Source organism: Streptomyces sp. NPDC029014 (assembly GCF_055564695.1).
This window is the reverse complement of sequence record NZ_JBVHVT010000146.1, coordinates 1-11,248: the sequence shown is the minus strand read 5'-3', so window position 1 is coordinate 11,248 and position 11,248 is coordinate 1. Positions and strand designations below refer to the sequence as shown.

General features: G+C 72.7%; 7 protein-coding genes. 2 read left to right on the top strand and 5 right to left on the bottom strand.

From position 1 onward, the window contains the following. Positions 1 to 136: 136 nt before the first annotated feature. Positions 137 to 1,171, bottom strand: coding sequence for an ACP S-malonyltransferase (locus ACZ4VL_RS39210; RefSeq protein WP_468210360.1), 1,035 nt, complete (start codon positions 1,169 to 1,171; stop codon positions 137 to 139). A 683-nt stretch (positions 1,172 to 1,854) separates the two neighbouring features. On the opposite strand from ACZ4VL_RS39210, the gene ACZ4VL_RS39205 reads away from it, so the two are divergent. Both ACZ4VL_RS39205 and ACZ4VL_RS39200 read left to right on the top strand, forming a co-directional pair. Beyond that, positions 1,855 to 2,505 (top strand): thioesterase II family protein, encoded by a 651-nt coding sequence (locus tag ACZ4VL_RS39205; RefSeq protein ID WP_468210357.1) that lies wholly within the window; start codon positions 1,855 to 1,857, stop codon positions 2,503 to 2,505. A gap of 248 nt (positions 2,506 to 2,753) precedes the next feature. After that, positions 2,754 to 4,169, top strand: coding sequence for a class I adenylate-forming enzyme family protein (locus ACZ4VL_RS39200; RefSeq protein WP_468210363.1), 1,416 nt, complete (start codon positions 2,754 to 2,756; stop codon positions 4,167 to 4,169). Positions 4,170 to 4,238: 69 nt separating this feature from the next. On the opposite strand, the gene ACZ4VL_RS39195 is transcribed toward ACZ4VL_RS39200, so the two are convergent. The 4 genes from ACZ4VL_RS39195 to ACZ4VL_RS39180 all read right to left on the bottom strand — a co-directional run bounded on the left by ACZ4VL_RS39195 (position 4,239) and on the right by ACZ4VL_RS39180 (position 10,647). After that, positions 4,239 to 5,897 (bottom strand): flavin monoamine oxidase family protein, encoded by a 1,659-nt coding sequence (locus ACZ4VL_RS39195; RefSeq protein WP_468210354.1) that lies wholly within the window; start codon positions 5,895 to 5,897, stop codon positions 4,239 to 4,241. A 181-nt stretch (positions 5,898 to 6,078) separates the two neighbouring features. Then, positions 6,079 to 6,852 (bottom strand): 4'-phosphopantetheinyl transferase family protein, encoded by a 774-nt coding sequence (locus ACZ4VL_RS39190; RefSeq protein ID WP_468210351.1) that lies wholly within the window; start codon positions 6,850 to 6,852, stop codon positions 6,079 to 6,081. Further along, positions 6,852 to 7,763: a metallophosphoesterase family protein gene (locus ACZ4VL_RS39185; RefSeq protein ID WP_468210348.1), complete on the bottom strand. Its 912-nt coding sequence runs from the start codon at positions 7,761 to 7,763 to the stop codon at positions 6,852 to 6,854. Before ACZ4VL_RS39185 ends, ACZ4VL_RS39190 begins: the two co-directional genes overlap by 1 nt. Further along, entirely contained in the window at positions 7,744 to 10,647 is a 2,904-nt protein-coding gene (locus ACZ4VL_RS39180) for a helix-turn-helix transcriptional regulator (RefSeq protein WP_468210346.1), read from the bottom strand. The genes ACZ4VL_RS39185 and ACZ4VL_RS39180 overlap by 20 nt, the downstream gene beginning before the upstream one ends. Between the last annotated feature and the right edge of the window lie 601 nt (positions 10,648 to 11,248).

Below are 11,248 nucleotides of genomic sequence, written 5' to 3'. Positions count from 1 at the left end.
GGAAACGGGTGGTGGTGGGGGGGGGGGGGCCGCACCCCCCCCCGGGGGGGGGGGGGGGGGAGGGGGGGAGGGGGGGCCCCCCCCCCCTGGGGGGGGGGCCCCCCCGGCCCCTTTCCGTACGTCTCCCCCGGCTTCCTCAGACCCCGGAGGATGCGCGCCGGGCCCGCGCGGCCCGGGACCGCTCCAGGGCCTGCTTCCGCTCGCGCTCGCGGTCCCGCTTCTTGGGCAGGCCCACCGGGACGACCTCGAAGTTCTCCTTGGTGGTGTCCAGCCGGTGGAACAGGTTGTCGGGGCCGGTCACGTACAGCGTGCCCACACCGAGGCCCTTCAGCGACTCCACCATGCTCGGCCAGTGGATCGGCCGGTCGAAGGTGTCCAGCATCATCGTGCGGATGCCGGCGGCGTCCCGGACGACCGTGCCGTCGTGGTCGACGACCACGGGCAGGGACGGGTCGGCGAACTCGTACCCGGCGAAGACCTCCTCCTCCGCCTTGCGGCGCAGCGCGGAGAAGGCCGCCGCGTGAACGGGCGGCCGCATCGAGTACATGGAGTAGCCACCGGCCGCGCTGATCCCGGCCGAGAGCGCGTCGAGGTCCCCCTCGCGCAGGGACAGCATGTGGAAGCCGGTGTCCAGCCGGCCGGACAGGTCGTACCAGGCGCCGCGGTCGTCGAACCCGGCGAGGATCTCGTCGAGGCGGTCCTGCGGGGTCCGGACGAAGCAGTGCGTGACCACGTCCTCGTACACGCCGGAGAAGTAGTCCTCCTCGCAGGCTGCCAGGTCCGCGGTCATCCGGACGACGTCCGCGAAGGACAGCGACCCGACGAACGCGGCGGTCGCCTTCTGGCCGAAGCTGGGACCCGCGCAGACGGTGGGGGAGACGCCGAGGGTGTCGACGGCCCGGTCCGCCATCGCCATCGAGGCCACCAGGAAGACGAGCTGGGAATACACCGAATAGTCGTCCTCGGCGTCACGGAACCGGTCGAACACCGAATATCCGAGGGCCTCGTCCGCCTCCGCGAGGCGCACCCGTCCATACGGGTCGAGCAGCAGGAAGCGGCCTATCTCGGCGAAGGAAGCGGGGCCCATGCCGGGAAATACGATCGCGGTTCCGGTCCGGGAGGCGGAGGGGTCGGCCGCGTTCTCGGCGGGAATCGCATCGGAAAGAGTCATGGTGCGTGAATACCTTTGCTTCCGGGATGGTGTGGCAGTGGACGGTTGTTTTCCGGTGCCGTCTACGAGAAAAGACCCCGTACCCGGACCGGCGCGGACGCGCCGGTCCGGGTACGGGGCCGGGAGGTGGAGAGGGGAGGGGAAGGGGGCGGGAGCGGGTCAGCTCAGGGCCCTACCGGTCCGTCGACCACGATTGCAGAATCTTCGGATCGTTCAGGTTTCATTTGTTCCTGCGAATCAGGTGGGACACGGAAACGGGGGTCCTGCGCGTCCGCGTGGATAACTGGGGACGGGGCATGTCTAGCACGCGGAGCCCCGCAGCGGTCCCGCGGGGACTGCTCATAGGGGGGAAGCGGGAAAGGGTTAGGGGGAAATAGGGGTGATCATCTATTGCGGCCCGGGCGAACAACCTCATAGCATCCCCGGGTGACCGTGCCGGATCATCCCAGCTCGCTCACCAATTCCGCGAGGAGACCCCGTGAAAGAACTCGTCCGGTCCGGGGAATCCGGCACCCGACCGCGCCCCCTGCACATCGTCGCCGAGCAGTCCCGCACGGTGGCCGACACCGCCGGCGGCCATGGTGCGGCCCGGACTTGTTTATGAAGGCCCTCCGCTGCGGAGGCGCCGGCCGCATGCCCGACCACGCGTCAGAGGGCACCATCCGAGGCGGAGTTCCAGGGGCATGACCCATGTGCACAAAAGGCCCGACGGCGGGGAGACCTCCCCCGACGAGGTCGGGCTGATCCAGATCCGGCAGCCGTGGCTCCCGAGCACCTACCGCATGATCTGCTTCCCGAGCTCACGGAACTCGGCGCTCTGCTACCTGGCCATGGCCGATCTGCTGCTGCCCACCGTGGAACTGCTCATCGTCCAGTACCCGTCGTCCACGCCCTTCGAGGACGACCCCGACCCGGAGGCGGGCGAGGAACTCGCCGACAGGGTGTTCGAGTCGGTGCGGGGCTGGGCCGACCGCCCGTTCGCCCTCTTCGGACACCGCCTGGGCGCCGAACTGGCCTACGAGGTGGGCTGCCGCCTGGAGCGGGAGACCAACGGGGCGGCCCCGCTGACCCTCTTCGCCTCCGGGCGGACGGCGCCCGGCCACCGCGGCAACCTCGGGCCGCCGGCGCTCAACTGCCGCGTCGTCGCCCTGACGGCCCGCCACGACCCGCGCGCCACGTTGGCCGGTGTCCGGGCGTGGCGGCGGTGCACCTCCGGCCGGTTCGACCTGGAGGTCTTCCCCGGGGCCGGCGGCTACCTGAAGTCCTACCGCCGGGAAGTGGTCAACATCGTGCACGACCAGTTGATCTCGCTCGGCCAACCGGACCCCGACTGAGGGGTCCCCAGGGGGCGGTCAGGGGTACCCGTGCCCCGGTCCGCTGCCTAGCGTGCGGGAGTGGAGGACCGTGTCCACGACACGCCCGACCGCACGGACCACGGGGACGGCAGCGGCCGCATCCCCCTTCACCGTGAAGCCCGCGAACCCCGCGATCCACCCCTGAACGGGCCCGACCCACCGCCGGCCCGGCGCACCCTACGCCGCCCGGCCGCATCACGGCCCAGAGGAAGGACTTAGTGCGACCGATGACCGCGAAGATATTTGCAGCCGACTCGGTACGGCCCGTCGAAGAATTCGAACAGGACGCGCTCCGGGTCGCCGAGGCGATCCGCGAACGCGGTGTCGGCCTCGGCGACCGGATCATGCTGAAAGCCGGCAACTCGGCGAGCTACGTGTGCGTGCTCTACGCACTCATGCACGTCGGTGCCTCGATCGTCCTCGTCGACCAGCAGGAGACCGCGGAGGAGACCCGCCGCATCGCCGTCCGCACCGGCGTCAAGGTCACCTTCGTCGACGACGACACGCCCGTCTACCCGGATGCCGACCCCGTCCACCTGTACGAACTCATGGTCGCCGTGGCCGACCACGAGCCCACCGCCGCCACCCTGTCCTTCGAGGCCTGGGGCGAACTCCCCGACGGCCTCATCATGTGGACCTCCGGCTCCACCGGATCCCCCAAGGGCGTGGTCAAGAGCGGCCGTTCGTTCCTGCGGAACCTCCAGCGCAACGCCGACCAGGTCGGGCACCGCCCCGACGACGTCCTGCTGCCGCTGCTGCCCTTCGCCCACCAGTACGGCCTGTCGATGGTGCTCATCGCCTGGCTCACCCGCTGCTCCCTGGTGATCGCGCCCTACCGCCGGCTCGACCGCGCCCTGCGCATGGCCCGCGACGCCGGGGTCACCGTCATCGACGCGACCCCGTCCAGCTACCGCAGCATCCTCAGCCTGGTCAACCGCAAGCCGGTGCTGCGCGACCACCTCGCCGACACCCGTATGTTCTGCGTCGGCGCGGCCCCGCTCGACGCCCCGCTCGTGGCGCAGTACGTGGAGGAGTTCGGGCTGCCGCTGCTGGACAGCTACGGCTCCACCGAGCTCGGCAACATCTCCTTCGCCACCCTCGACAACCCGGTCGCCTGCGGCCGCGCCATGGAGGGGATCCGGCTGCGGATCGTCGGCGAGGACGGCAACGAACTCCCCGCGGGCGAGACGGGCGAGATCGAGGTCGACACCCCCGACGCCCTCGAAGGGCAGATCGCCGACGACGGCACCATCGTCCCCGCCCACGCCACCAGAGGCTGGCAGGCCACCGGCGACCTCGGCCACCTCGACGCCGAGGGCAACCTCCACGTCCTGGGCCGCAAGTTCGCCGTGCACCGCATGGGCTACACCCTGTACCCCGAGCTCATCGAGCGTAAGGTCGCCGCGCAGGGCTGCCCCGTCCGGATCGTGCCGGTCCCCGACGAACTGCGCGGCTCGCAGCTGGTGTTCTTCGTCGAGGACGAGGAGCTGGGCGAGTCCGGCCACTGGCGGGAGCGGCTGTGCGCCCTGCTGCCCACCTTCGAACAGCCCAACAAGGTCGTGGTCCTGGAGCGGTTCCCGCTCAACCGCAACGGCAAGCCCGACAAGAAGAAGCTGGCCGAGATGGCCGCCGACCTGGCGTGACCGTCCGGCAACCGGAAGGCGCCCCCGCCGCTGCGGCGGGGGCGCCTTCGTCCGCGGGCCGGGGCCGCGTCAGCCGTCGTAGGGGAGTTCGACGGGGGCCAGCGCCTCGAAGAGGTCACCGGGGCCCGGATTGTCCGGGTGGGTGGACCCGCCCAGGTGGTCCAGTACGCCCCACACCGCGTTCAGGGCGGTGGTCACGGCCCCCTCGGCGAACCCGGCCGTCCACGACACGTCGTCGCCGCACAGGAAGAAGCCGCGCCGGTCGGCGGGCAGCCCGCGCTGCACGAACTGCGTGAACAGCCGCCGCTGGTAGCGGTAGTGGCCCGGCAGGTTCGACTTGAACGCACCCATGAAGTGCGGCTCGGTCTCCCACGTGACGGTCAGCGGTTCGCCGATCACGTGCGAGCGGATGTCCAGCCCCGGGTAGATCGCCGCGAGCTTGTCCAGCAGCACGTCCAGCCGCTCGGCCGCGCTCAGCGTCGCCATCTTCAGGGAGTCGTCGTTCCACGTGTACGACAGGCACATCACCCCGGGGCGGTCCGGGCCGTCGTCGAACAGGTAGACCCCGCGCGGCATCCGGTCGGTGAGGGTCATGCTCATCACCGGCAGCCCGGTGCCCGGGTCCACGTCGTGCCAGAACGGCCGGTCGGTGAGGACGAACAGCTTGGACGCGCCCATGTAGTGCGTCCGCTCCACCGCCGTCCACTCCGCGGCGCTCAGCAGCGCCGGATCGGCCTCCACGCGGTTGAGCAGCGTCCACAGGTGCGGGGTGTACACCACCGCGGCGAACCGGTCCCGGCGGCCCGCCGTGTCGGTGACGGTGAACTCCTCGCCGTCGCGCGTGACCTCGCGCACCGCGGGCCGGGCGGCGCCCCCGTGCAGCGAGGCCAGCGACGTCCCGGCCGGCCAGTGCGCGCACTCCTGCGGCCGGTGCTCCCACAGGCCGCGGGGCACCTGCTGGGAGCCGCCGGCGATGGCGACCTGGTCCTCGTCGGCCCCGGTGTAGACGACGCGCAGGATCTCCAGCAGCGAGTTGGGGAAGTCGGTGTCCCAGCCGCCGGTACCGAAGCCCACCTGCCCGAATATCTCCCGGTGGCGGAAGGAGCGGAAGGCGGCACTGGTGGCGAGGAAGCCGTAGAAGGACTGGTCGTCGAACTCCCGCACCAGCCGGTCCCAGACGTGCTTGAGCGTTTCGACGTCGCGCCGCTGCACGGCGTCGCGCATCGTGGCCAGTTCGGCGCGTTCCTGGAGGGCCTTCTCCCAGGCGGCGGCCACCTCCTGGTAGACGTCGGGCAGTTCCTCGGCGTCCCGCGCGGTGTGGCGCACCCCGCCCAGGTCGACGAGGGTGCTCGGGGTGTGCTCCGCGAGCGGGTTGGGGAAGGGGCGGGTCCGCAGCCCCAGCAGGTCGATGTAGTGGAAGAGGGAGCGGGCCGACTGCGGGAACCGCATGGCGCCCATCTCGGCCACGCAGCCGGAGTCCCCGGGGAAGGGCACCGAGCGCATCCGGCCGCCCAGTTGCTCGGCCTCGTACACGACCGGGCGCAGGCCCAGCCGCATCAGCTCGTAGGCGGCGGTGAGCCCGGCCATTCCGCCGCCCACCACGGCCACGGGTGTCCCCGCGCGGCCCGGTGGCAGCGAGCCGAGGCCGGCCGGATGGCCGAGCCAGCCGTCGTAGGAGAACGGGAAGTCCGGCACGAGCATGGTGGTGGCCGGGCTTGCTGATGTCATCGCGAGTACCTCTCGGGCCGGTGCGGCAGCGCTACCAGGGAGAACCGGAGACGAGCCGGCCGCAGCCGGGAACGCGACATCGGGAGCGGGCCCGGACGGCGGGGGGATCCACGCGCCGTACGCCGTGCACAGTCGGTCCGGTCCTCGCACGCTACGCAGCGGCGCCGGAGCCGGACAACCCCTATCGACCCGGACCCGGGTGACCGACACCTTCCGGAGCGGTGGCCGCGGCCGGCCGGCGCACGGGCACGGTGATCGCGGTGACGATCAGGCCGCGGTGCACGATCCAGCGGCCGGCGAGCGCCGTCACCGGGTGCCCGTCCGGAGCGGTCCCCGGACGCAGCACACGGGCCCGGAACGTGCCGGTCCGCGCACCGCCGGCCGGGCCGCCGACCGATCCGCCGCTACCCGGAGCGCCGCCGGGGCCGTCCTCGCGGAAGGCGATGACCGCATCCTCGAAGTCCAGCTCGGTCCCCACCAGCGGGTACCAGGTCTTGTAGACGGCCTCCTTCGCGCTGAACAGCAGCCGGTCCCGGTGCAGCGGCGCGGCCACGGCCGGCTGGGTGCGCACCCAGGCCAGTTCCTGGGGGAGGGCCGTCGACTCCAACACCCCGCGGGGCAGCGGCCGGTGCAGCTCGGCGTCGATCCCGACCGCCATCAGATCGGTGTCCCGGGCGAGGACCGCGGCCCGGTAGCCGACGCAGTGGGTCATGCTCCCCACCACCCCGGCCGGCCACCGCGGGGCGTTGCGCTTCCCGGGCAGGACGGGAGCCGGCGGCAGCCCGAGGGCCGCCAACGCCCGGCGCGCGCAGCCCCGTACGGTGGTGAACTCCTCGCGCCGCTCGTTCGGCGCGGCGGCGACCAGGGCCGCCTCCTCGGGGAACAGCACCGCGGCGCCGTCCGGGCCGAAGGCCTCGCCCGTGCGGGCCTGCACGGGTACCAGCGTCTCGATCATCAGGTCCGGGCCTCCTCGGCGTACGGCAGGATCTGTCGCAACAGGCCCTTCGGGTGGCCGCGCCGGCGCCACTCGCGGGGATAGCCGATGGACACCTCCTCGAAGCGTACCCCGTCGTACCAGGTGGTCCGGGGGATGTGAAGGTGCCCGTAGACCACGGCGGCCGTACGGAACCTGCGGTGCCAGTCCGCGGTGAGCACGGTGCCGCACCACTGGGCGAACTCCGGGTGCCACAGCACGTCCGTGGGCTCGCGGACCAGCGGGTAGTGGTTGACGAGGACGAGCGGCACCGCCGGGTCGTGGGCCTCCAGCCGGCGCAGGGTCAGCTCGACCCGGGCCCGGCACCAGGCGTCCCGGCCCGGGTGGGGGTCGGGGTGCAGCAGGTACTCGTCCGTGCAGACGACACCGGCCTCGTGCGCCCGTGCCAGGGACTCCTCCTTGGTCGCGGTCCCCGCCACCCGGAAGGTGTAGTCGTACAGCAGGAACAGCGGGGCGACGGCGACCGGGCCGCCGGGCCCCCGCCAGACGGGCCACGGGTCCTCGGGCGTGACCACGCCCAGGCTGCGGCACAGGTCGACCAGCCACCGGTAGCGCTCCTCGCCGCGGGACTGGACCGGGTCCTCGCGCGGGGTCCACAGCTCGTGGTTGCCCGGGGCCCACACCACCTTGGCGAAGCGTCCGGCGAGCAGGCGCAGCGCCCACTCGATGTCCTCGGTCAGCTCGCCGACGTCGCCGGCGACGATCAGCCAGTCGTCCGGGTGGGTGGGCCGCAGGGACTCGGTGATGGGCCGGTTGTCGGCCATCCCGATGTGCAGGTCGCTCACGGCGAGCAACCGGGGTCCGGCCCCCGGACCGGCGGCGGTCGTGGCGGTGGCGGCCGGAGCGGCGGGGTCAGGCGGTGTGTGCGACATCGATGTCCCAACTGACCGGCAGGTCCTGCCGACGCGAGATGTTGATCTTCCGGTAGACCCGGGTCAGGTGCTGCTCCACGGTGCTCACCGTGATGAACAGCTTCGCAGAGATCTCCCGGTTGGTGTATCCGTGCGCGGCCAGCGCCGCCACCCGCCGCTCGGCGTCCGTCAGGCTCGACACCGCGGACGACCGCGGCCGCACGGGGCTCGGCGCCGCGCTCGGCTCGGGCTGCGGCGGCGGGCCCTGTGGGGCCGGGTCGGACTGGAGGCGGTGGGACAGGCCGCGGGCGCCGCAGCCCTCGGCGATCCGCCAGGCCCTACGGGTGCAGGTCTTGCCCTGGGCCGCGTCGCCGAGCCGCTCGTACGCCGCTCCGAGGTCGGTGAGGGCCCGGGCCAGCTCGTGCGAGTCGCCCTCGTCCTGGAGCAGGGCCACCGCCCGGTTCAGCAGCGCCGGCCGCTCGGGCAGCGGCCGCGCCCCCGCCAGGACCCGCAGGGCCATGCCGCGCCCCCGCGGTCCGGCCCGCTCGGCCAACTGCTCCCGGGCGTAGTGCTCCGCCTGGTCGCGGTTGCCGAGGGCCAGCGAGGCCTCGGCGACCCCGACCCGCCAGGGCGCCAGCCCCGGCCGGTCCAGGTCCCATTCGCCCATCAGCTTCCCGCAGAGCATGAAGTCGGTGAGCGCGGCGTGGTGCCGTCCGGTGGCGAGCTGGTGCCGTCCCCGCGCGTAGAGGTAGTGCAGGCCGTAGCGCGTCATCAGCATCTGCTCGGGCACCGGGTGGTCCACCAGGGCGGCCGCCGCCTCGTGGTCGCCCATGGCGGTCCGCGCCTCGATGAGGGCGGACAGCGGCATGCCGATGCCCACGCCCCAGCCGTGCGGGGGGAGCTGTGCGAGGGCCTGCTCGGCGAGGTGCCGTGCCCGGGCCAGTTCGCCGCGGCGCAGCGCCATGTGCGCGCGCATGGCCTGCATGACGGCCGTCCAGCCGGGGGCGCTGCGCTCGGCGGCCTCCTCCAGCAGCCGGTCGGTCCACAGGGTCGCCGCGCCCAGCCGGTCCGCGTACAACAGGGCCAGCAGGCAGGCCCGTACGGTGACGTGGCTCTCCTCGGTGAGGCGGGTGCCGGCCAGGATGCGCTCGGCGTGCTCGGTGTGCTCCTCGTCGCCACCGGAGCCCGCGCTCAGCACCCCGTGCAGGACCCCCGTGGCGGCGATGACGCCGTCCTCCGCGGCGGGTGCCGGGCGCTCCGCGTCGTCCCAGGCCGGGCCGAGCGCACCGTCCATCCGCTCCAGCAGGGTGGGGTAGGTGGAGGCCAGCACGGCCCGTACGCCGCGCAGTTCGCCGGCGAGCGTCGGGTCGGGGGTGTCCTCCAACCCCTCGACGGCGTGCTGGATCGCCGTCGCAGCGTCGTCGAACCAGCCGTTCCACAACAGGTCGCCGACGAGCTGCAGGGATTCGCTGACCGGCAGCGTGCCCTTGTGCGAGGCGGCGTTCAGCGGGTGGAGCTCGTGCGCCCAGGCGGACGGGTTCACCCGCCAGATGAACTTCGCGGTGCTGGCACGTAGTTGCAGGCGCTCGCGCTCGTCGCGGGAGCACTGCTCCGCGAGGCGCAGGCAGCGCACCGCGAACCCGACCTGCTGGGAGGCGAGGGCCGTGTGCGCGGCGTCGCTGAGCACGCCCGGCACCCACTCCTCGTCGGGAACGCCCGGTCCGTGGCCCAGCAGGTGCGTGGCGACGGCCACCGGCGCCGCCCCGGCCTCGTACAGCAGGCGCGCGGCGCGCCGGCGCAGCCGGGCCACCTCGTCGTCGTCGAGGCTCTCCAGGACCGCCGCGCGCACCGCGTCGTGCCGGAACCGGGTTCCCTGGAGGATGCCCGCGTCGACGAGGGCGGTCACCACCTGTTCCACGGCGCCCTCCCCGGCCCGCACCAGCCGGGCGAGCAGCGGGATGCGGCCCGCGTTGCCGAGCAGGGCGATGCCCTGTGCGACCCGCAACCCGTCGGTGCCGGTGCGGTGCACGCAGATCAGCGCGTTCTGCAGGAACTGCTCGCCCGTGTGGAGGGGGCCGTCGGGCTCCTCGCCGGCCCGCAGCCGCGGGAGGTGGTCGTCGAGGATGCTGTGGACCAGCAGGGGGTTGCCGCCGGTGGCGGTGTGCAGGGAGGCGGCCAGCCGGGGGGAACGCCACCGGGCACCGGTGGTGGCGGACGCGGGCGTGGGGGCGGCGTCGGCGGCCCGGTGGGCCAGCAGTGCCTCCACGCCGCGCGTGCTGAGCGGGCCGAGTCGGAGGCGGGGTCCTTCCGCCTGGCGGAGGAGTTCGTCCAGGACACGGGGCGGGGAGGTCCCCGCGTCGGGGCCGCGGGTGACCAGCAGGCCGAGGCCCGATCCCGAGGTGCGCGCCCGGCCCAGTGCGTACAGCAGGCAGTGCAGGGACTGCGGATCGGCGTACTGGACGTCGTCGACGGCGATCAGGACGGGCCCGCGGGCCGCGAGACCGGCCAGTCGGGCGTGGAAGGACACGAGGGTTTCGGCGGGGATGAGGCCGTCGCTGCCGGGCCGCGACCCGTGGAGGGGGAGGGGGCCCGCACCGTCGCGCGTGTCGCGGAGCAGTTCCTCCACCACCCCGAAGGGGATGTCCTGTTCGGCGGCCGAGGTGACGGCGCTGAGGAGCCGGATGCCCGAGTCGGCCGTCCGCTCCAGCACGCGGTGGAGCAGGGCCGTCTTGCCGGAGGCGACCGGGCCGCTGATCACGGCGATCCCGCCGGGTCTGGAGGGGTCGTCGGAGACCGTGCCGTGCCCGGTCCCGCTCCTGTGTCCATGGGTGCTGCCGGGGGGCCGGGCGGCGCCGGACACCCAGGAGGTCAGCTTGGCGATCTGTTCGTCCCGCTCCACCAACATGTCTGTGGAAGCCTCCCCGATGAGATGCAATATTTCGCATGCCGGTTCCATGGCGCGACATGGTTTTTCATGCGAGTTTCTGCGAGTGCAGGAAGGCGTGCCTGTGGAGCGCATGGAATTCAGCGCTCACCGCAGGTCAAACGGAGGCCCGGTTCTTCCCGTTCGCAGGTTCGATTGAACTGTACCAACTCCCGACCGGTCGACTAACTGAGCTCGTTTGGAATGACACGCCTTCAACTCGCCATCCGTGCAACTGAATCCACCGGCGGGCGCGGTACACGGGAAACCTCAAGCAAGCCTCAAATACCGGTGCATTGCGATGTTTCCGTTCTAGGGGTGGCCGGATCGAGATTAGGGGTCGAGACGGTGGAGGAGCCGTGTCGGCCACTCGTTTAATGGTCCGGTGCGGGCCTTTGGAGCCCGGCGGGAAGCGATGGGCCCGCCCGTGTCGCCGGGCGTGGCGGACGTCGAGAGGGCGGCACATGACGACGAACCCCACCGGGAAGGTGGCCGAGCTGCACTCCCTGCGCGAGCAGGCGCAGCGTGGACCCAGTGACCGGGCGACGGAAGCCCAGCACGCGAAGGGGAAGCTGACGGCGCG

What these genes read in the sequence shown, in the direction of transcription:
- ACZ4VL_RS39210 (WP_468210360.1), bottom strand. Translation starts at nt 1,171, where the DNA reads ATGACTCTTTCCGATGCGATTCCCGCCGAGAACGCGGCCGACCCCTCC.
- ACZ4VL_RS39205 (WP_468210357.1), top strand. Translation starts at nt 1,855, where the DNA reads ATGACCCATGTGCACAAAAGGCCCGACGGCGGGGAGACCTCCCCCGAC.
- ACZ4VL_RS39200 (WP_468210363.1), top strand. Translation starts at nt 2,754, where the DNA reads ATGACCGCGAAGATATTTGCAGCCGACTCGGTACGGCCCGTCGAAGAA.
- ACZ4VL_RS39195 (WP_468210354.1), bottom strand. Translation starts at nt 5,897, where the DNA reads ATGACATCAGCAAGCCCGGCCACCACCATGCTCGTGCCGGACTTCCCG.
- ACZ4VL_RS39190 (WP_468210351.1), bottom strand. Translation starts at nt 6,852, where the DNA reads ATGATCGAGACGCTGGTACCCGTGCAGGCCCGCACGGGCGAGGCCTTC.
- ACZ4VL_RS39185 (WP_468210348.1), bottom strand. Translation starts at nt 7,763, where the DNA reads ATGTCGCACACACCGCCTGACCCCGCCGCTCCGGCCGCCACCGCCACG.
- ACZ4VL_RS39180 (WP_468210346.1), bottom strand. Translation starts at nt 10,647, where the DNA reads ATGTTGGTGGAGCGGGACGAACAGATCGCCAAGCTGACCTCCTGGGTG.